This window comes from Nocardia otitidiscaviarum (genome assembly GCF_007362295.1).
Taxonomy (GTDB): domain Bacteria; phylum Actinomycetota; class Actinomycetes; order Mycobacteriales; family Mycobacteriaceae; genus Nocardia; species Nocardia otitidiscaviarum.
The window spans coordinates 4148635-4168732 of the sequence record NZ_CP041695.1 but is presented as its reverse complement, the minus strand read 5'-3'; the positions used below and the strand labels follow the sequence as shown (position 1 = coordinate 4168732).

The following is a 20098-nucleotide window of genomic DNA, read 5'->3' as shown; positions in this document are numbered from 1 at the left end:
GACGAATACAACGGTGCCGTAGCATTTGGCTGGTCGATCGTTTTCCCATTCCAGGCCGGGACTGACACGATGGTCGAATGGAGGTGAGCTGGCCGTGACGAAATCCCGCACCGGGACCGACCGCCCGCGCCGCCGCTACGCGCCGCGCCTGCCTCCCGAGCAACGTCGCGCCCAACTGCTCGACGCCGCCTACGCGGTCCTCGGCCGAGCCGAACTGCACGAACTCAGCATGGAGGCCGTCGCGCAGCAGGCGGGCGTGGCCAAACCGGTGCTCTACACGGTCTTCAAGACCCGCGCCGAACTGGTGGCGGCCCTGCTGGAGCGGGAGCGCGAACGCGGCCTCGAACAGGTCGCCGACACCCTGCCCACCGATCTGGTCGGTGCGGATCCGGTGCTGGCTGCCTCCTCGACGGTGGCCGCCTTCATCGGCGTGGTGCTGGAGGATCCGACCCGCTGGCGGCTGATCCTCACCTCCCCGGGGAGCGCGCCCGAGGAATACCGTGCGGCCCTGCGCAGTTCGCGCACGGGGATCTTCGATCAGGCGGAGGCGCTTATCCGCATGGGTGCGGCACTCGACTCCCGCTGGGCGGCAATCGATTCCGGACTGCTCGCCAATTCCCTGCTCACCATCGCCGAAATGCTGGGTCGCCTCGCGGTGAGCGAACCGGCCGAGTATCCGAGGGAGCGCCTCGACGAGTTCGTACGCTCCATCGTCGGTCTGCTCAGCGGCGGGGCGTGAGCGGCTCGCGCCGAATCATCGTGCGCCGCCGCCGTGTTCGGCCTCCCACCGGTCGATCAGCGCGGGCAGCTCCTTGCCCATCCACGCGAAGAAACCATGGGTATCCCGTATCCGAGCCGCGTCCCCGCCCTCGGGATCGTCGAACAAGGCGAGACCGCGTGCGGTGACGGCCGTGAGGCTGTCGTAGATGCCGGACTGCTGCCGTGTCAGCTCGGGCAGGATGCCCGGTCGGATGTAGTAGTAGTCTCGGCGGTCGCCGGGCTTGCTGGTCTTGTCCACCCACCGCATCGTCGTCAGTGTCTTGAGCGCGCCGGAGATGGAACCCTTGGACGCTTGCAGCGCCTCGGTGATCTGATTGAACGTCTGCTCCGGAGGGTCGCAGACCAACAACCAGCCGACGGTCCGGCCGACCATACGGACGAGCCCCATCTGTTCGAGGACGAGCGCGTAATCCTCCACGAAGGCCAGCTGGGCGTCGGTGGGGGCGGTGTTCGATTCGGCTGCGCTAGTCATGGGATGAGTATTCCTTCCGTAGGACGCGGCTGTGCGGGGTGGGTTCGCCGAACCCACCCCGCGTTCGGCGGGTCAGACCGCGAGGTCGCGGCGATCGAAGGCGGCCAGCGACAGTCCCACCGCGATGGCGACGAGCACCGCCAGAATTGCGAGATATCCGATGTTCCAGCCGTTCACCAGCGGCGAGTCACCGCCCGCGTAGTAGAAGGGCGACAGCCGGCGCAGCCACTGCGCGCCGTCGATCATCCCGCCCAGATTGTTGGCGAGATATCCGAGCACCGCGACCAGCGCCGCGACCGCGAGCGCGGTCCCGCGGTGGCCGGTGGCGGCTCCGGCGAGCAGCGTGATGGCGCCCACCGTCAGGGTCAGCAGCCCGAGTCCGGCGACGGCGGCGAGGATATTGCCCGCCGGAATCCCCATGTCGGCGCTGGCCGCCCCGGCCAGGACCGCGAGGCCGAAGACGGTGACCACCACGGCGGTCTGCGCCGCGAACGCCGCGCACCGCTGCAGCAGCAGGTTGGCGCGGCCGATCGGCTGGGCCAACAGCAGGTCCAGGGTTCCGCTGTCCTCCTGGGCGGCCGTGCGGGTCGCGAAGGTGATCGCGAAGATGAGCAGCAGCAGCGGCCCCATCAGCGCGAACATGGTCGACTCCAGATAGCCGGTGGCCGTGCCGAAGTCGCCCATGCCGAGGGCGTCGTAGAAGCCGCCGCCCTCGATGTCGAGCGCGCCCTGCTCCTTGAAGGTGGAGTAGGAGGGCACGTAGATCATCGGCACCGCGAACAGCGCGATCGACCAGCCGATCAGGCCGCGCCGCTGCTCCGTGAGGGTCTGGGTGAACACCGAGCGGGTCATGTCGAATTCCTTTGTGTGAGAACGTGCGTGGAGAGTTCAGCGGCCGTACAGGCTGAAGAACATCTGCTCCAGGTCGGGTTCGGTGGACAGCACACTGACCAGCGGATACTTGGCGGCGGTCTTGAACAGCGCGTCCACCTCGCCCTCGGTGGTGCAGCGCAGGCTGCGGCCGGAGATCTCGAGGTCGCGCACCCCCGGCAGTCGCTCGAAGTCGTCGGCGAAAACATCGGCGGCGAAGACCATTTCGACGCTGCGCGGGGCGCGGCGGCGCAGCTCCTCCACATTCTCGGTGCCGAGCAGCTGTCCGGCGCGCATGATGACGGCGCGATCGGCGGTCTGCTGCACCTCGCTGAGGATGTGCGAGGACATGAACACCGTCTGCCCGTTGCGCTTGGCCTCGCCGACCAGGTCCAGGAACCGTTGCTGCAGCAGCGGATCCAGTCCCGAGGTGGGCTCGTCGAGGATCAGCAGATCGGGGGAGTGCATGAAGGCGGCGATGATGCCGACCTTCTGCTTGTTGCCCTTGCTCATCGAGCCCACCCGCTTGGACAGGTCCAGATCCAGCAGTCCGGCCAGCTCCTCGATCCGCCCCGCGGGCACGGTGCCGCGCTGATCGGCGAAGAACGCCAGCAGCTCGCGCGCGGTATTGCGGCCCTCCAGGGCGAGTTCGCCGGGCAGGTAGCCGATGCGCCGCCGCAGCTCCGCGCCACCGGCGCGGGGGTCGGTGCCGAAGATCTCGACGTGTCCCGCGGTGGGTCGGATCAGGTCGAGCAAGATGCGGATGGTGGTGGATTTGCCCGCGCCGTTGGGGCCGAGGAACCCGAACACCTCGCCCGGTGCGACATCGAGCGTCAGGTCGGTGAGGGCGACATGCTTGCCGTAGTGCTTGATCAGCCCGGCGACGCGAATGGCGGGGACGGTCATTTTCACTCCTTGGTTGCCGCTCTACATCATGTTCTGCATGTGCGGTGAGTTCAGTAAACACTGAACACTATGAACATGTCAACGGTCGGGGTTCGCAAACTGGGCGTTGACGACCGTTCGGCCCGGCGATATCTTGGTGAGCCTCATGGGTTTCCTCTTCCTGTAATCACCCGGCCGCGTTGAGCTCCGCTCCGCGGCGATCCCACTCGAACCACTTCGAACCGGCCGTTCGCGGCCAGAACAGGGGATACCTGTGCGCACTGCCCAACTCACGCTCTCCGACGTCACCAAGCGCTATGACGAGCGCGTCATCCTCGACCGCGTGAGCGTTACCATTCGGCCCGGTGAGAAGGTCGGCGTGGTCGGCGACAACGGAAGCGGCAAATCGACGCTGCTGCGGCTGCTGGCCGGGCGCGAATCGCCGGACAACGGCGAGGTGACCGTGCACTTTCCGGGTGGAGTCGGATATCTCGCGCAGGTCCTGGACCTGCCCGACAGCGCCACCGTGGCCGATGCGATCGATCTGGCCCTGGCCGGGCTGCGGGAGCTGGAGGCCGAGATGCGCGCGGCCGAACGAGCCATGGTCGCGCCCGGTCCGCTCGGCCGCCGGCTCGACGCGTACACCGACCTGGTGGCCCGGTTCGAGGCGCGCGGTGGTTATCAGGCCGACGCCCGGGTGGCGGCCGCGCTGCACGGTCTCGGTCTGCCGGAGCTGGACCGCGACCGTCCGCTGGGAACGCTCTCCGGTGGTGAGCGCCGCCGCCTCGCCCTGGCGGGAACCCTCGCCGCCGCACCGGAACTGCTGCTACTGGATGAGCCGACCAACGATCTGGACGATGCCGCCATCGCCTGGCTGGAGCAGCGGTTGCGCGACCATCGCGGCACCGTCGTCGCGGTCACCCACGACCGGGTGTTCCTGGAGCACATCACCTCGATCGTGCTCGAGGTGGACGCGGGCGCGGTGCGCCGCCATGGCGACGGCTACGACGGCTACCTGGCGGCCGTGGCGGCCGCCCGTCGCCGTCAGCGGCGCGAATTCGAACAGTGGCAGCGGGAGCTGGCCCGCAATCAGCGCCTGGCCGACTCGAATGTCGCACGGCTGGAGGCTATTCCGCGCAAGCTGCCGCTCGCGGTCTTCGCGGCCGGACCGTTCCGGTCGCGCGGGCGCGGGCACGGTGCCATGTCCCGCATTCGCAATGCCAAGGAGCGGGTGGCCCGGCTGACCGCCGATCCGCTCGCCCCGCCACCGGATCCGCTGCGCTTCGCCGCCGCGTTCTCGACGGCCGGTGCGGCGGACGGCGGTCCGATCGCGACGCTGTCGGAGGTGGTCGTGGCCGACCGCCTCCGGGTGGACGAGCTGCGCATCGCGGCGGGCGAGCGGGTGCTGATCACCGGGCCCAATGGCGCGGGAAAGACCACACTGCTGAAACTGCTTGCCGCCGAACATCGTCCCGATGCGGGCACGGTCACGGTACCCGCCCGAGTCGGCCATCTGCGACAGCGGGAATCGCCCTGGCCGCCCCGCATGACGGTGCTCGACGCCTACGCCGCGAACCGGCCCGGCCACCCGGACGAGCACGCCGAATCACTGCTGTCCCTGGGGCTTTTCCGTCCATCGGAATTGCGACTGCGCATCGGCGAACTCTCCTACGGCCAGCGTCGCCGCGTCGAAGTGGCCCGGCTGGCCACCGATCCCGCCGACCTGTTGCTGCTGGACGAGCCCACCAATCACCTCTCGCCGGCGCTGGTGGAGGATCTGGAACAGGCGTTGACGGACTATCCGGGCGCGGTCGTCTTGGTCACCCACGACCGCCGCATGCGCGACCGCTTCACCGGCCGTCACCTCGAGCTGCGCTCCGGCGCCGTCCATACCCCGGCGGTCGCTGCCTGACCAGGAGAAGACCGCGACGCGCCGCCGCTCGAAGCCGACCGCTGCGAGCGACGACACTGCCGGACGGCCGGGCTGGGCCGGAGTGGGGTCCGGCCCGCCGCCAGCTCGTGCCGGACGCGGGTGGCGCACTGCTGTGGACCCGTGCGAGCCCGATTCCGGAGACGCTGCTGACGCGGCGTCGAGAACGGTCAGAACGTCCGCTGCATGACGAAATCGCTGTGCAGCTGCGCGCCGACCAGGAAGGTCTTGGTGCCGACCACCTGGAAGCCGTGCTTGGCGTAGAAGCTCTGGGCACGCTGGTTCTCCTGGTTGACTCCCAGCCAGACACCCGCGCTGTCGGCGGTGCGGGCCCGGTCGAGGGAGGCGGCCATGAGGGCGGCGGCGACACCGTTGCCGTGGTGGCCGGGCAGCACGTACATCTTGCTCAGCTCGGTCACCGGCCGCAGGGTGACCGCGGCCGCCACATCCGGATCAGTGGGTTCGGCGGCGACGAGCAGGCTGTAGCCGATGATGCGGTCGTCCGCGACCGCCTTGAGGACGGTGCGCGCCGGATCGGCGAGATAGTCGGTGAACCGCCGCGGGGACAGCACGTCGGCGATGAAGGCCGCGATATCGGCGGCACCCGCACCCGGCGGGCAGGCCAGCGGGAAGGTGACGGCGGCGACCTCGCCGAGCGCGGCGGCGTCCGCGGCGGCGGCGAGTTCGACGGTCACGGTGGGATTGCTGCTCACCCGACCAGTGAAGCACGGGTGCGAGCGGCGCGGCGGCGCGCCCGGGGGTGTCGCGAAAGGGATTTGTACGCAGGCGATGTCGGGCATCGGCCCCGGGTGTTACTTTTCGGGCCTTCGATGATCACGTACTCCTAGCGGTTGGGTAACGAATGCGGTCACTGTCCTGGGTAGTCCCCTGCTGCCTGCGGCACTCTGGAAGTAGACGGCGTGGGCTGGTGGTTTCCCGTACCGATGGGAAGCGGCTCACGGCGCAGTGGTTTGGGGCGGTGATCGTGTGAGCACGAGGCGAGTAGAGGTTCCGCACGGGCGGTCGGTGGTCTTGGCCGACCCCGTGCTCCCCGAACCGGTCGCACCACGAAGAACCGAACCCGACGCACGGGGTCATCGTCCGGGGGAGGCGTGCTTCACCCCGGGCTGCGCGGACTGCCGCTGGGACGAACAGCGGCTCAAGTACTGGCTGCGCGGTCGCCTGCTGGCCGCCGGGGCCGAGACCGCCCATGTGGACGGCACGGTCGGCCCGTTGGACCCGGATGTGCTGTGGCGGCAGGGGGATCGGGTGTGCGCGATCCAGGTGTGCGGCGCCGTGCCGGACCTCACCCGCGCTCGCCACCGCACCGCCGCGCTGAAGGCGGCGGGCTGCACCGAGGTGCTGTGGCTGTGCCCGCCCGGTTGGCAGATCGCACATCTGCCCGCCCTGGCGCTGTCGGACTTCGCGCCCGCGGACTGCGACTACCGCGCGGTAGGCGGACAGCTGACGCCCGGACCGGGCGGCTTGGTGACTCCGGGTGACAAGCCCTGGGAGATACGGGATTTCATCGAGAACTGGGTCGCGGGCGAGGTGGCCTACGGCTACCGCGACGAACATACGGGAGGGTGGGCCACGGTGGCCGATTGGGAACGTCACACGCGCACACAGGCGGCGGTCATCGCGCGCCAGCGCCGCGAGCTGATGAATCAGCGCACCGCGCTGGCACTGTCCCGCAAGGCCGCCCGCGACAGGTCCAAGCTGCTGTCCAAACTCACCCACCGGCTGGAACGCGCCGAGTCGTCCGCACAGCAGCACGCCGACGAGCTGGCCCTGGCGCAGCGCCGCATCGCCGACCACGACCGCGTGGACGCCACCCTGCGGCTGACCGTGCGCAGTCAGCGGCAGGCCCTGGTGCACTGGCAGCTGATCTCCTGGTTCGCGCTCATGGTGATCATGACGTTCCTGGTGGCGGCCTTCGTGGTGCTGGACTGACCGGACCGACCGGGCGGGCCGGTCAGCGCAGTGAGCGGCCCGTGTACGCCGCGCCGACGGTTCCGGCGACAGCGCATCCGGCGACGATGGTCCACGCCAGCGGCCCCAGCGGGGTGCAGCCGAAGAAGTAGTTCACCCCGGGCGTCATGATGATGGCGGCCAGCAGCGCGGTGCTGCCCGCGGCCGTGGCCCAGACCAGCGGGCTGTCCCGGCCGATCATGAGGGTCTGGCCGAGCTGGGTGGTGACCAGGGCGGCCAGTGCCATGGTGGCGGCGCGCTTCGGCCGACCGGTGGCGCGGCCCAGTATCCACGCCGCGCCCGCCCCCGCCGTGGTGTACGCGCCGCGCACCGCGACGGCGCGCAGGAAGTCGCCGCCCAGTTCGGGTTTCGGCAGCTGGCGCAGTTCGTGTCCGGCGTCGTCGGGTTCCAGGCGGTCGGTGGCGGTCCGGGTGCCCGAGAGCGCCACCGCCATGGCCGGGCCGAGATCGGTCAGCAGGTTGACCAGCAGGAACTGTCGGGTGCCGATCGGCGCGCGCCCGGACAGCAGGGTGCCCAGCATGGTGAAGGTCACCTCACCGGCATTGCCGCCGACCAGCACGCCGATGGCGTCGCGGACCCGCTGCCACATGCCGCGTCCCTCCACCAGGGCGGTGAGCAGGACCGTGAGGTCGATGCCGCGCGATCGCTCGTCGTCGCGGACCTCGTCGGAGCCGGTGATGATGAGGTCGGCGGCCTCGCGGGCCGCGACCGAGCCGCGGGCGGCGAGCCCGATGCCGATATCGGCGGTGCGGATGGCGGCGGCGTCATTGCTGCCGTCCCCGGTCATGGCCACCACATGATCGCGCCGCTGCAGCGCGGTCACGATGCGCACCTTGTGTTCCGGGCTCACCCGGGCGAAGACGGTGGCGCGGTCGATGAGTTCGGCTTGGGCGTCCTCGTCCAGCTGGTCGAGGTCGGCCCCGGTGGCCACGGTCTCGGCGGGAATGCCGAGCTGTGTGGCCACGGCGCGGGCGGTGACCGGGTGGTCGCCGGTGATCATGCGCACGCTGATGCCGGTGCGGTCCAACTGCCGCACCAGGTCACGGGTTTGCGGGCGCGGGGTGTCGGCCAGTCCGATGAAGCCGAGCAGGGTCAGCTGTTCGATCTCGTCGGCCACATCGTCGGGGGTACGCGGGAAGTCGCGCCGCGCCACCACCAGGACGCGCAGGCCGCGTTCGGCGAGCTGCTGGATGCGGGCCTCGGCGGCGGACCGTTCGTCGGCGGTGAATTCGACCCGCCGCCGCCCGCCGCTGCTGCCGTTGGCGCGCAGCACCTGGGTGCAGCGCGGCAGCAGCACTTCGGGCGCACCCTTGACCGAGAGCCGGATGTGGTGGGCGGTGTGCCCGACCGCCGCCGCGTAGCCGCGATTGCTCTCGAACGGGATCTCCTCGATGGGATCCCAGGTGTGCGCCGCGTCCGGCCCGAGGGTGGCATCCGCGGCCGCCACCACCGCGCGGTCGGTGGCGTGCACCAGCGGGCCGTCCTCGGTGTGCGGGCAGGCGCGGGCCGCCGCGCGCAGCAGCCGCCGGGCCTGCGGGGTGTCCCCGGCCTGGTCGGTCTCCCACGACTCCTCGAGATCGGCGAGCGCGGCCAGATGCAGTTTCCCGGCGGTGAGGGTGCCGGTCTTGTCGAAGCAGACGGTGTCCAGCCGACCCAGCGCCTCGATGGTGCGGCTGGAGCGCACCAGCACGCCGCGCCGCGACAGCCGGCGCGTGGCCGACAGCTGGGCGACGGTGGCGACCAGCGGCAGCCCCTCCGGCACCGCCGCCACCGCCACCGCGAGCCCGTCGGCGAGCGCGGGCCGCAGCGGCAGGCCGCGCAGGAAGCTGGTCGCGGTGACCAGACTGCCGCCGCCCAGGGTGAGCGGCAGCACCCGCTCGGACAGGGAGCGCAGATGCGCCTGCACCCCGGCGGTGCGCGGCGGCCCCGCCACGGCGAGGGCGCGGCCGGATTCGGTGGCGGAGCCGACCGCCACCACCACCGCGCGGGCGCGGCCGTTCACCACGACGCCGCCCTCGAACACCATGCAGGACCGATCACCCAGGGCCGCACCGGGAGTCGCGCCGACCTGCTTGTCCACCGTCACCGATTCGCCAGTGAGCCCGGACTCGTCCATTTCCAGCCCGTCGGTCTCCAGCAGGCGCGCGTCGGCGGGCACCACATCGCCCGAGTGCAGCGCGATCACGTCACCGGGCCGCAGTTCGTCGGCGGGAGTGCTGGTTTCACCGTCCTCGGTGACGACGCGGGCGAGCAGGCGTTCACCGACCAGCAGCCGGTGCAGGGATTGCCCGGCGCGGCGGCGCTGCAACGCCGACACCACGGCATTGAGGCCGAGCACCGACCCCACCAGCACCGCGTCGGTCGGCGAGCCCAGCAGGGCGGAGGCGACCGCGCCCACGGCGAGCAGCGGCGTCAGCGGGTCCGCGAGTTCTCGGCGCACCTGCTGCGCCAGATCGGCGACGGTCTCCGTGGGACGCGCCAGCCAGCGCGCCGCCTTCAGCGCCTCGGTGGTGACGGCTCCGTGCCGCGGCTGTCGGGGTTCGGGTGCGGGCAGCCGGGCCAGCACCTCATCGGGTTCCAGGGCGTGCCAGGGCACCAGCGGTACCGGCGTGATCTGGTCGGTGCGCCCGGCGCGGCGGCCCGAGAGCAGTCCGGTGGCGAAGCCGAGCAGGGCCGCCGACGAAATCGGTGCGGTGGCCGCCACCGGGCGCGTCCGGGTGGGGCCGGAGGCGAGCAGCAGGCCGCTGAGGGTGGAGGCGGACAGGGTCAGCACGCGCCCGCGTTCGCTGGCGGCGCGTGCGGGTCCGGCCGCGGCGATGATCCGCCGCGCACACGCCAGATTCGGGCACACCACTCCGGCCTGCCAAGGCACCCGCGACCGGGTGCCGTTCCCGTGCGCCAGTCCGATCCCGAGATCCGCCGCGGCCAACGCCTTGTGCGCATTGCCGCTCAGCATGGCGACCACGTGACCCTGCCGCTGCAACCGCCGCACCAGGGCGGTGGTCGAGCCGCCCGCGGTCACGAATTCGTCCGCGCTGCGCCGTAATTCGGAGGTCGACTCGTCGCCGACGAGCACCACCCGCAATCCGGCCTTGCGTGCGGCGGCCAGCAGTCCGATCGCCTCGGGATGCAGTTCCCAGCCGACCAGCACCCGGCCCGCGACGCCGTCCCCGTCGCGCAACTCGTACCAGACCGGTTCGCCCTCATCGGTGTCCGCGTGCTTCCCGATCGGCCCCGCGTCGGGGTCTTCGCCCGGCGCCTCCTGCTCCGGCACGAGGGTGAGCTGTTCGCGATGGCGCGAGCGCGGCGGGGGAATGGGCAGGTCGGGGCCGTCGCGCCAGAGCAGCCGCTGCGCGGCGCTCCAGACATGCTCGGTGGACCAGTCGGGGTTGCCGGTATCGGCCGACAGCACGACCGGCCGGTCACCGCGCACCGCATGGCGGTCCACCACCAGGGCGGAGGCTCGGTCGAGCCGCCGCCAGAGCACCGGGTCGATGGTCAGCACCCCCTGCACGGCCATGACCGTGGCCAGGGTGCCCGCGAAGGTCTCGCGGCTGGCCCGCGCCGCCTTGGGCACACCCGCGGCGAGCGCGTCCGCCGCGTCCGACATGCCCCGGCTTCCGGCGAGGGAGGTGAAGGACACCAGGGCCGACCCCGTCGACACCTGCTCGGTGCAGCGCTCGACGGGACCGGGCGGCAGCGGCACCGGCCGGAGTTCGGGCGGTCGATAGTGGTGGACGCCGGGTTGGTCCGGCCCGGCGATCAGATCGTCCCAGCGCTGCCACTGCGCGTACCGCGCGGCGGCTTCGACCAGCCGCACGGTGCGTTGCAGGCTGTCGGCGACGAGGCTGGCGAGGTGCCCGTCCAGCGCCTGCCCGAGCGCGCTGCCGGTGGTGAGCAGGGTGTCGGTGCGGTCGCGGCCGAGGTGTCGTTCCAGCAGCGCGCGTGCCGACGGCTGGCCGTCGGCGAGCGAGACGCCCGCGCGCAGCAGTTGCGCCGGGGTGGAGCCGGGCAGCGCCGAGCGCGCCACCGCCACCCCGATGCCGACGAGATCACCGGCCAACTGGACCGCCGCGGCCAGTACGGGTTCGCGTTCGGAGGTGTCGTCGACGACCTGGCTCCAGGCCGTGGTATCGGTTCCGGCGGCGCGTTCGGCGTCGACGAGGATCTCCTCCAGCCGCGCCGTGGTGAGTTTTTCCCGGTCCGCGGCGACCGTCACCCGCCCGAGCGCCTCGTTCACCCGGTGCCAGTGCACCCCGTCGGTGCGGTCGAGACGTTCGGACACCGCCTTCGCGACCCGGTCGGCCTGCTCGGAGTGCAGCCCCCGGACCTCGGCGTGTATCCGGTTGTCCCGGATGGCCACATGTCGTTGCCGCTGCCGTGGGCGCGGGTCGAACAGGGCCTCGAACTCCCGGGTGACATCGTCGGTGAACTCGTTCACCGCGTCGGGCAGTATCGGTTCCAGCAGGTGGCGGGTCCCCCGGGCCGCCGCGGCGGCGGGACGGCCCACCAGGGTGACCGCGGCGGCGGCGCCGAGCATGGGAATCCGCAGCGGTGCGGTGGCGATCGAGCGCAGTCCGGGCATCAGCGTGCGGTCTCCGTCGTGGACTTGCGGGTGGTGGACTTGCCGGCGGTGGACTTGCTGGTCGTGGAACGCTTGCGCGGCGTCGGTGTCGTGGATGACTTCCGGCGCGTGCCTTCGGCACCGGCGGACCGATTCGCCGCTCCCTCGGGCTTACTCGCCGCGGCCGCGCTGCCCTCCGCATCCGCGCCTTCGTCCAGCGCCGCCGCGTCGTCCCGCCGGGTGTGCTTGGTGCCGGTGGTTCGCGTGCTGGTGCCGGTCTTGCTCTTGCGCGTACCCGACTTGCGCCGGGTACCGGCGGTCTGGTCGGTTTCACTAGCGGCCGTTGCCTCGCGCTCGGACGTTGTCTCCGCGGCGGACGGGATCGTGTGTCGGCGGGCAGTCGTCGTGCCGGTCATGACTTCGTCCGAGGAGTTGCCGCCACTGCCCTTCTCCGTGCCGGTCGACGTGCGGCGTCGGGTCGAGGCGGCGCTGTCGTGTTGCCTGCCGGTGGTCGGGCCAGCGTGCTCGCGGTGCTGCGGTCGACCCGAATCGTCGTGCCGCCGGGCGCGGTTCACCAGGTAGACAGCGCCCGCGACGGTGCTCGCGCCGAGGGCCAGCGGCCATTCGACGAGTCCGATCACGCCCGCGGCGGTCGCTCCGAGGGCGACCGCGGTGGGCGTGCTGACGCCTGACTTCGCGCCGGAGTACGCCCCCTGGACCGCGCCGCGCGCCGCGCCGGTGGTGGCTCCCACCACCGCGCCGCCGACCGTACCGACCGTGGCGGTCACCGCGGAGGTGGCCGCGGCGGCCGTGTTGCTCACTACCTTCGCCGTACCCGATGCAATACCCATGACTGATCCCGAGGATGGTTGGTGACGATGTCATGGACGTAGCCCGGGAACGGGAAGGCAAACGTGCCCGCGGAAGATCAGGATTCGCGGCTCAGCCGGAACGGCCCACGGTCCCAACGCCATCCGTGCTTCAGCACCAGGGCGGCGAAATCCAGGAGTTCCATGCCGGTTTCCTCCCGGATCCGGCGTAGTTCCACCCAGTCGACCGGTCCGTCGGCGAGCCGGTTGCGGAGAATGTTCTCGGTGCGCGCGTCGACCTGCCGCCGCATGAGGTCGGCGACCCCGGATTGACTGCCCGTCCACACCAGCCAACCCCAGCCGCGCGCGTGCGCGTACCCGCGCCCGGCCGTCGCCTTGGCCCGGTTGGCGTGTACCGCCGCGTGCCCGAGCGGAATCACGTCGATGAGCACCACCCGCCCGTCGGCGAAGCGCACCGCCACACTCGGGTGGTGCACCCGCTGGGCTCCGTCGAGTTCGTACTCGACCGCGCCGGGATACTCCTGGAACTCCTCGACGCGTTCACTCCCGTCCAGCATGCGCAGCAGCCGCGCCTGCAGGCCGGTATCGAAGGTCACCTCGCGTCCGAGTTTCTCGGCGAACATGGTCCCGCGTCCGTCGTCGTCGAAGTCCAGGCGCCGCGCCGGGCCGTCGGGTAGCTCCTCGGGCGTGCCGTCGGCCCACTCCACGCGCCGCAGCCACGGATTCCAGATCCCGGCCGGCACCTCCTCGGGTTTGGCGGCGGGCAGCAGATGCCAGCGCCCCTTCTGCTGCCAGCCCGCGATGCGCTGAAAGACGAATCCGGCCAGCCGTTTCGAATCCTGGAGATCGTGCCCGGCCAGCCGCAGCTTCAGATACGCCCAGTCCTGCGCGGCGATATCGCTGTCGGTGGCATAGGTTTCGGCCAGCAGGGTGCGCACCAGCCGCTCGTCACCCAGGCCCACCGGATACCGTTCGGCGAAGACGGCCGTATCCGGATGTCCGGTGCCCTGCACCCGCCGCACCATCTGCCCGACGGCGCGGGTGTACAACTGCCGCGCCCGATCCCGCGACACCCCGAGCCGCGCGCCCAACAGGGTCAGCGTTTCCGGGCTCTCCCCGTCGAGTCCCAGCCGACAGGTGACGAGTTCCCGGTCGCGCGGCCGTTCCTCGGCCTGTTCGTCCACCATGACGGCGACGACCTCGTTGACGTCCTCGAGCCCGAAGGTCACGCTGTCCCGGCTGTCGAGCAGTCCGCTCGCACTCCTCACACTTCTCGTCACCGCGGCCCCACTGTCCGTGCTGTCGACACCTGTTCGCCAGTCTGTTCGACGAGATTAGCGTCGGGCACCGACAATCCGTGCCGACCGGGGACCGTGTCCGGTCATTCGTCCCGGATCAGCCGATGGCGGCGTTCATGATGGTGCCCGCACTGGTGGCGATGATGCCGCCGATCATGGCTCCGGCCACCATCTTCGGCGACGCCAGTCCGCCACCGGTCCATTTCTCCCAGGCGAACCGACCGCCCGCGTAGGTGATGCCCAGTACGCCGGACAGCAGCACGAACCAGGTGAAGTACCGCACCAGCTTCATGAGTTTGTCCGCCGCGGGCGGCGTCTCGGGAGTCGGATTCCCGATCTGGGCGAGCACGGTGTCGGCCAGGGCGCTGATGATCGTCACCCTCCGAAGGTACCGCGAATCCGCCGCGAAGTGGCTGTGAATGTGCCCGAGATCTACTGTGCGCGACCGGCTTTCACGGGGTGTCGGGATGTCCGAAATGTCGGATCCGGGGATCATGACGAAAGCCCCGGCACGAGTGATCGTGTCGGGGCTCTCGGAGGAGCGGATGACGGGATTCGAACCCGCGACCCTCACCTTGGCAAGGTGATGCGCTACCAGCTGCGCTACATCCGCATCTCGCTCACCGGGGCGTTTGCCCTGCGGCGTGCGAGAGAGAACATTAGCCCACACCCGGGCGAAACTCCAAAACGCCCGGATCGGAGCGCCCCCGGCGCGTGTGCGCAGCCCTCAGCGTGGCGTGGCGTCGTCGGGGAGCGGGATGATGGCGTTGATGACCGTGCGGTCCGCATCCGTGGTGGTCATGACCAGTTGCGGACTCCAGATCCGCCGGGAGTCGTCCGGCCGGAACTCGGTGACGATCACGATGTACTGGCCGGCGAACGCACCCGGTGCGATCTGCACGCAGTGCGTGGTCAGCGGCGGAATGGTGTCGATCCCGGCCTGGATGTCGGCCGCCGACGGCACCGCCGCATCGGCCGCCACCAGTTCCCGGGCCAGCGCCCCCGACCGCGCCACGTAGTAGGCGTGCTGCAACGCCAGAATCGCGTCAGGACCCGTCCGGGTGCCACCCGGACCGTTCCCGCGCACATGCTCACCCTTGACCTCCGCCGGACATTCGGGCGTGGCCGCGCCCACCGGCGCGGTCGCACCGTTCCCCGCCGCCGGTGATTCGGGAGCCGCCGAGTCATCCGGAGCCGCCGATGTCGCGGGCACCACGGTCGGCGCCGCCGCGGCAGGCGTCGGCTCACCCGACTTGTTCACCTGCACCAGCACCGCCGCCACCACCGCACACACCCCCAGCAACCCGAGCAACGGCGCGGCCCACCGCTCCCGCGCATCCCACATCCGCTCCCGCACCGACCACGGCTCCCGATCCGCCCCCACCCGCCGCCGCGTGCCCCCGGAGCTCCGGTGCAGCCGAGCCAGTGCCGCCGCCGCCTCCGCCCGCGACCGCGCGGCGACCTCGGCCCGCGTACTCGGCCCGTACCCCGACCGGGCGCTCGGCCCGTACCCCGACCGGGCGCTCGGCCCGTACCCCGACCGGGCGCTCGGTCCATACGCCGACCGGGCGCTCGGTCCATACGCCGACCGGGTGTCCGGGCGGTACGTCGAGTGCGTCCCCTCGTCGTTCGTCGACGGAGTGCCCGCGTCGTATCCCGGTGCGTCCGTTCCGTCTTCCGGATATGCGTCCGCGCCGTATCCCGACCGCGCATCCGGATCATCTCCCGGGCGAGGGACTGAGCCTCTTCCCGACCGGGTGCCCGGACCGTATGTCGAGTGCGTCGCCTCGTCGTGTTCCGGCGGAGTGTCCGCGTCGTATCCCCGTGTGTGCGTTCCGTCTTCCGGATATGCGTCCGCGCCGTATCCCGACCGTGTATCCGGATCATCTCCCGGTCGACGGTTCGAGCCGACTGCCGACGAGGTTTGCGCGTCGTGGTCCCGTGGCGTGCCCGTGGTGTATCCGGCTCCAGTGCCCGGGGCGTGGTCCGGGGTTCCATGCTCCGGAGGACCGCCCGCATCGTGCCCCGGCCGAGCGTCTGTGCCGTGTGCCGACCCAGCGGCGATGTCGTCGGCCGATCGCGCGACCCTGTCGGCCCTGTCGTGGTCCGATAGTGCGGCCCTGTCGTGGTCTCGTCGGGTGGCCCTGTCGTGGTCCGGTAGTGCGGTGTCGTTGTGGTCTCCGCCGTGGTCTGATCGCGTGGGTCCGTCGCGATCCGAAGCGGCGGCCCCTTGACGGGTCGATCGTGTGCTCAACTCGTGGCTCGATCGCCGTTCCGCGGTGTGGTCCGAGCGCGGGGTGGAGCCGTGACCGGACCGCGGTGTCGCGCCGCGGGCGGGGTCAGCGCCCGGAGTATCGCGTGCGGGTGACCCGGCGTCCTGGTCCGCCCTGGCGTCCTTCCGGAATGTCCCGGTCGCGTGCCCGGCTGTCCGGGAGCCGGTGTCGGTCCCCCGGTCGGCCGAATCCCAGTGCGTCCGTGCGGCACCGCCGGACCGCGCGTGCGCCACGGCGGGAGGTGCGGTCGGTGGTTCGGGCATCCAGTGGGGGTCCGATGAGGGGAACGGGTGCGGCCGGGCCGTCCGATCTCGCCGCCACGCCGCGGATCCCGCCGCGGCGGCGGGACCCGCGCCGGACCGGCGACCGCTCGCCGACCGCGTGTTCGGGGTACCACCGCCGTCGCGGTCATCCTCGTCATCATGCTCGCCGCGCGTGCTCGCGTGCTCGCCATGGCTGCCCGGGTGCGCGTCCGGGGCCGCGTAATCATCGGTACCGCCGGTGGATTCGCGCGGTCCATCGGTCGTCTCCGCGTCGTCGCCGCCCGCCGCCCTCGATACGCGATCCCGGAATGCGGTGTCGGGCCGGCGTGTGCTCGCGGCGGTGGGCCCGTGCGTGCTCGTGTCGGGCCAGTCGGCAGTGGGGTCGGCACCGTCGCCGGGATCAGGCTCGAGGTCGTCGTCCTCGACGTCTACGAGGCGGGCGCGCTGTCGTGCCAGGCCCGCCAGGCGGTCGTCCCAGCCGGGTAGGTCGGCGTAGTCGTCCTCGTCGTCGAAGTCGTATTCGTCGTCCGGCCGGATGTAGCGGTCGGCCGCGGGTTCGCCGTCCTCGGCCGCGGCTGCGTCGAACCCGTCATCGCCGTATCCGCCCCGCGCGTCCGCGAATTCGGCGGCCTGGCTGTCGCGTCGACGGCGGCGTGCGGACGCGCCGCGCTCGCGGCGGGGGCCGTGGCGGTCCGGAGGTGGTGGCGCGCCGAGGCTTTCGCCGATCCAGTCGGCCCAGCTGCCGGAATACCCGCCGTCGGTGGGGGAGGTGTCGGTGGTGCTCATGGGATGACCTGTGGTTGCGCGGGGGAGGCGAGGGGGAAGCCGCCGGAGCCGGCGGGATTCGTGGTCGGTGCGGTGGTGGGTGCGAAGAGCGGCGCGGGGCTGGTGCTCGGCGGCGTGGTCGCGTCGCTCGGACCGCCGAGCGGGAACTGGCCGTCGGGGGCGGTGGACGGCGCGCTCGTGGTGCTGGGCGCGAAGTCGAAACCGCCGTCGGGCCGGTCGCTGCCGCCCTTGGGGGCGCTGCCGTAGTCGTGTACTCCGGCGAGGTCGTGGGCGAGCGCCGCGAACCACTGGCCCACGAATTGCGCCGGGCTGTCGCCGAAGTCGCTGCCCTGCGGGTTGGAGTAGTCGTGCTTCTGCGCGGTCTGCCAGTACCGCACCCAGGTGTTGGCGTCGAACAGGTCCTTGTTGTCCTGCAGGTTCTCCACCACCGCCTCGAACGCCTCGGTGACCAGGTTGTCGATGGTGGTCGGCGGCACCAGCTGGGTGACCGCGCCGACCACCTTGGTGCCCAGCACCGCCAGCCCCGCCAGCGGATTGGCCAGTCCGGCGGTGGCGATCTCGGCGATATTGCCCGGCGTCAGCACGGTGCGCACCACGGTCACCACGGTGTTGATGGCGATGGTCCCGAGTTTCAGCAGTGCCTGGAACGCGTCCGGGATGTTCACCTGATTGCGCGGATCGGACGCCTCGGCCAGCCGCTGGGAAATGGACTTCTGCGGGGAGATCCGCAGATTGCTCAGCGAGGTGCCCGAAATATCGTTGTTCACCACATTGGTCACGGTCTTGATGGAGGTGAACGCCAGCGCCTGCCCGATGGACATGAGCGACCCGATCGGATCACCGCCCGAAAGCTTCACCTGGCCGGCGATATTGGCGACCACCTTCAGCAGCGCCGCGTCCTCGGGCACATCGCAGGCGAGATCACCGGCGGTGCAGAAGCTCGCCACCCGTCCGGTGAGTGCGCCGAAATTGGCCGCCACATCCCGCTCCGGCCCGATCCCGCCGCCGTAGGCCACCTGCGCGGGCTGCGCGGTGATCCGCGACAGCGCCTCCCCACCCGTGCCGGGCACCGCGTCGGGCGTCACCTTGCCCGGCGATCCGGGGAACAGCGGCGCACCCGGATTGCGGGTGGGGTCGCCGAACAGCGCCACCGCCGCCACCTTGTCCGCCGGGATCGCGCCCCGCCCCGCGCCCACCTCCTGGGCGAACAGCGAGGCCACATGCGCCCCTTGGGAATACCCGGTGACGGCGATGCGGGTGTGCTCGCAGCGGTCGAGTACCGAGCGCGCCATGGATTTCAGGGTGCCGAGCCCGCCGCTCACCGATTGCGCGTACGGCGTCTCGTTGGCCGAGGTGGCGCCGCCGAACGACGAGTCGTAGGGCACGTACGCGCGGGCGACCAGACCGTCGTCGGGTGCGGCGGCCAGCATGGGCCGGAAGACGGTGGACAGCATGCCGGTATCGGTGGTCACCGCGGCGTCGGGAGACGACTGCCCGGTGCCTTGAATGCCGAGCGCGAACAGCGCCGGGCAGGTCTCGATGGGTGGTTGTTGGTCCGTCGGGGCGGCGGACGCGCCGCCGATCCCCACCGCCGCGATGACGCTGACGGCGGTCGCGAGGACAGCCGAGTGTCGAATTCTTGCCCAGGACAGCAATGTTCGATCCTCCTCGTATTCGGCGGTGGGTGCCGCACCGGTGTTCAGCCGGTGTCGCGGTGTCCGGTCTGCTGCGCCTCGGGCGCGGTGAGAGCTATTCCCGCCGCGCGCGCGGCCAGGAAGATCTGTTCGGCGAGATGCCGAACCGGTTGCGGGGGAGTGCGTGTCGCGTCGCCCTCGTCCACCGGATTGCGCACGGCGGCCGGATCCCAGACCGGCATGCGGTGCGGTTCGAGTTCGCGCCACGGCTCGATCCAGTTCAGCCGCCACGCCCGCGCGCCCATATCGACCGCGCGCGCCTCCACCACCTGCCGTCGGCGTGCCACCGACTCCGGCAGCGGGCGAGCGGAATCGGCCACCGTGACCACTCCGACGAGTCGGCTGCCCGCCGGTGTCGCCTCGTTCTGATGCGAGAGCAGCGCGTATTCGAGAGCGTTGACACCGCTCATATGGGTGCGCGCGACGAGCACCACCAGCGGCGAATCCATATCGTGCAGCAGCCCGATGCGGCCCGGCCAGCGCCGCCCCGCATCACCGGCCCAGCTCATACTGGCGGCCAGGCTGGTCACCCCGGCGCCGCCGTGCACGCCGACCAGCCACACCAGCGGGGGACGTCCCGGCGGGACCGGCACCGAGCGGTGCCACATGGGTACGGGCGGCCAGTCGTTCACCGCAGCACCCCCAGCAGTCGCAGATACGCGTCGCGCGTCGGGGCCGCCAGCCGGTGCCACGAGATCACGTCGCCCGCGGCCAGATGGCCGTCGAACGGCACGGTCACCACTTCCCGCACCCACTTGCCGAGATAGGTGCGCACGTGGTCGATGGACGCTTTTCCCGCGCCCTGCACCTGTTCGGTCAGCACGATCACCGCGTCGCCGATGAGGAATTCGCTGTACTGCTCGTCGAGCCAGCGCAGCGCCGGTCGCAGCCGGTTCACCGCGTCGGGCCGGGCGGCGACGGTGATCACCAGCCCCACCCGGGGGTCGGAGAGCAGCGGTGCGGCCAGGCGGCTGGTGACCGGCGCGCCCGCGTCCAGCACCGCGAGCAGTCCGGCCGTCTCGAGATGGCGTGTCACCGACACCAGGGTTTCCCGGCGCGGCAGCGGGTCCGGGCCGCGGGGCAGCACCCGCACGCCGGTGGCGGTGTGGCCGGTGCAGGCGAGCACGGTGGAGGCGAGTTCGGGATGCGGGGTGTTCAGCCAATCCTGCAGGGTGCTCACGGGTGTGGCGGCGTCGCAGCCGCGCAGACCCACATCACCGCCGCCGAGGGTGGTGTCGACCACGATCGGCCACACCTGTCCGTCGCTCTCGGCCACCGCCGCGGCGGCCAGTCCGAGCGCGGTGGTGGACGCGCCGGAGGAGCCCGTCGTGCCGAGTACCAGCACCGACGGCAGGGCGGCGCGCATCAGGCGCCCCTGCCCGCCGCGCAGTGGAACCGGGTCGGTCGGCGCGCCGGGCGTCGCCGTGACCGACAGCTCCACCGCCTCGGAGGTCATGGGGC

Annotated in this window: 16 protein-coding genes and 1 tRNA gene; 4 read left to right on the top strand and 13 right to left on the bottom strand. The window is 71.4% G+C overall.

Features of this window, described 5'->3' with window-relative positions:
• Nucleotides 1–94 precede the first annotated feature (94 nt).
• The gene (locus FOH10_RS18510; protein ID WP_143981682.1) at nucleotides 95–739 is read left to right on the top strand and encodes a TetR/AcrR family transcriptional regulator; all 645 of its coding nucleotides are present in this window, start codon (nucleotides 95–97) and stop codon (nucleotides 737–739) included.
• Between the two features lie 15 nt (nucleotides 740–754).
• Here the strand turns inward: FOH10_RS18510 and FOH10_RS18505 are convergent, their stop codons facing one another.
• The 3 genes from FOH10_RS18505 to FOH10_RS18495 all read right to left on the bottom strand — a co-directional run bounded on the left by FOH10_RS18505 (nucleotide 755) and on the right by FOH10_RS18495 (nucleotide 3028).
• Nucleotides 755–1252: a GbsR/MarR family transcriptional regulator gene (locus FOH10_RS18505; protein ID WP_143981681.1), complete on the bottom strand. Its 498-nt coding sequence runs from the start codon at nucleotides 1250–1252 to the stop codon at nucleotides 755–757.
• 72 nt (nucleotides 1253–1324) lie between these two features.
• On the bottom strand, nucleotides 1325–2104 hold the full coding sequence (locus FOH10_RS18500) for an ABC transporter permease subunit (RefSeq protein WP_143981680.1): 780 nt from the start codon (nucleotides 2102–2104) through the stop codon (nucleotides 1325–1327).
• A gap of 36 nt (nucleotides 2105–2140) precedes the next feature.
• Complete coding sequence (locus FOH10_RS18495) at nucleotides 2141–3028, bottom strand: ABC transporter ATP-binding protein (protein ID WP_143981679.1); 888 nt, start codon at nucleotides 3026–3028, stop codon at nucleotides 2141–2143.
• 253 nt (nucleotides 3029–3281) lie between these two features.
• On the opposite strand from FOH10_RS18495, the gene FOH10_RS18490 reads away from it, so the two are divergent.
• Nucleotides 3282–4919, top strand: coding sequence for a TlrC/CarA/OleB/SrmB family ABC-F type ribosomal protection protein (locus FOH10_RS18490; RefSeq protein ID WP_143981678.1), 1638 nt, complete (start codon nucleotides 3282–3284; stop codon nucleotides 4917–4919).
• 188 nt (nucleotides 4920–5107) lie between these two features.
• Here the strand turns inward: FOH10_RS18490 and FOH10_RS18485 are convergent, their stop codons facing one another.
• Nucleotides 5108–5650 carry a GNAT family N-acetyltransferase gene (locus FOH10_RS18485; RefSeq protein WP_244961270.1) on the bottom strand — a complete coding sequence of 181 codons (543 nt, stop codon included), beginning with the start codon at nucleotides 5648–5650 and terminating at the stop codon, nucleotides 5108–5110.
• 274 nt (nucleotides 5651–5924) lie between these two features.
• Between FOH10_RS18485 and FOH10_RS18480 the strand changes: the two genes are divergently transcribed.
• Nucleotides 5925–6890 carry a hypothetical protein gene (locus FOH10_RS18480; RefSeq protein WP_244961269.1) on the top strand — a complete coding sequence of 322 codons (966 nt, stop codon included), beginning with the start codon at nucleotides 5925–5927 and terminating at the stop codon, nucleotides 6888–6890.
• A gap of 22 nt (nucleotides 6891–6912) precedes the next feature.
• Here the strand turns inward: FOH10_RS18480 and FOH10_RS18475 are convergent, their stop codons facing one another.
• The 6 genes from FOH10_RS18475 to FOH10_RS18450 form a co-directional block, all read right to left on the bottom strand.
• A complete protein-coding gene (locus FOH10_RS18475; RefSeq protein ID WP_143981676.1) occupies nucleotides 6913–11514 on the bottom strand; it encodes a cation-translocating P-type ATPase in 4602 nt (1533 codons plus the stop codon).
• Nucleotides 11514–12314: a hypothetical protein gene (locus FOH10_RS18470; RefSeq protein WP_143981675.1), complete on the bottom strand. Its 801-nt coding sequence runs from the start codon at nucleotides 12312–12314 to the stop codon at nucleotides 11514–11516. The genes FOH10_RS18475 and FOH10_RS18470 overlap by 1 nt, the downstream gene beginning before the upstream one ends.
• 107 nt (nucleotides 12315–12421) lie before the next feature.
• Nucleotides 12422–13591: a hypothetical protein gene (locus FOH10_RS18465; protein ID WP_244961268.1), complete on the bottom strand. Its 1170-nt coding sequence runs from the start codon at nucleotides 13589–13591 to the stop codon at nucleotides 12422–12424.
• A 127-nt stretch (nucleotides 13592–13718) separates the two neighbouring features.
• Entirely contained in the window at nucleotides 13719–14000 is a 282-nt protein-coding gene (locus FOH10_RS18460; RefSeq protein WP_029924149.1) for a hypothetical protein, read from the bottom strand.
• Between the two features lie 161 nt (nucleotides 14001–14161).
• Nucleotides 14162–14234, bottom strand: a tRNA-Gly gene (locus FOH10_RS18455).
• Nucleotides 14235–14348: 114 nt separating this feature from the next.
• The gene (locus tag FOH10_RS18450) at nucleotides 14349–15005 is read right to left on the bottom strand and encodes a DUF8176 domain-containing protein (RefSeq protein WP_143981674.1); all 657 of its coding nucleotides are present in this window, start codon (nucleotides 15003–15005) and stop codon (nucleotides 14349–14351) included.
• 1500 nt (nucleotides 15006–16505) lie between these two features.
• Here FOH10_RS18450 and FOH10_RS34870 point away from each other — a divergent pair.
• Nucleotides 16506–16643, top strand: a complete 138-nt coding sequence (locus FOH10_RS34870; RefSeq protein WP_186000526.1) for a hypothetical protein — start codon at nucleotides 16506–16508, stop codon at nucleotides 16641–16643.
• A gap of 296 nt (nucleotides 16644–16939) precedes the next feature.
• Here the strand turns inward: FOH10_RS34870 and FOH10_RS18445 are convergent, their stop codons facing one another.
• Genes FOH10_RS18445 through FOH10_RS18435 form a run of 3 tightly spaced genes read right to left on the bottom strand, consistent with a single transcriptional unit; the run spans nucleotide 16940 to nucleotide 20093 of the window.
• Complete coding sequence (locus tag FOH10_RS18445) at nucleotides 16940–18598, bottom strand: cutinase family protein (protein WP_244961267.1); 1659 nt, start codon at nucleotides 18596–18598, stop codon at nucleotides 16940–16942.
• Between the two features lie 44 nt (nucleotides 18599–18642).
• On the bottom strand, nucleotides 18643–19269 hold the full coding sequence (locus FOH10_RS18440; protein WP_143981673.1) for a hypothetical protein: 627 nt from the start codon (nucleotides 19267–19269) through the stop codon (nucleotides 18643–18645).
• Nucleotides 19266–20093 (bottom strand): MinD/ParA family ATP-binding protein, encoded by an 828-nt coding sequence (locus FOH10_RS18435; RefSeq protein ID WP_143981672.1) that lies wholly within the window; start codon nucleotides 20091–20093, stop codon nucleotides 19266–19268. The genes FOH10_RS18440 and FOH10_RS18435 overlap by 4 nt, the downstream gene beginning before the upstream one ends.
• Nucleotides 20094–20098: the final 5 nt, after the last annotated feature.

Bases quoted from the DNA above. Each gene is read 5' to 3' on its own strand.
- FOH10_RS18500 (WP_143981680.1), bottom strand. From the start codon at position 2,104: ATGACCCGCTCGGTGTTCACCCAGACCCTCACGGAGCAGCGGCGCGGC.
- FOH10_RS18495 (WP_143981679.1), bottom strand. From the start codon at position 3,028: ATGACCGTCCCCGCCATTCGCGTCGCCGGGCTGATCAAGCACTACGGC.
- FOH10_RS18505 (WP_143981681.1), bottom strand. From the start codon at position 1,252: ATGACTAGCGCAGCCGAATCGAACACCGCCCCCACCGACGCCCAGCTG.
- FOH10_RS18475 (WP_143981676.1), bottom strand. From the start codon at position 11,514: ATGCCCGGACTGCGCTCGATCGCCACCGCACCGCTGCGGATTCCCATG.
- FOH10_RS18435 (WP_143981672.1), bottom strand. From the start codon at position 20,093: ATGACCTCCGAGGCGGTGGAGCTGTCGGTCACGGCGACGCCCGGCGCG.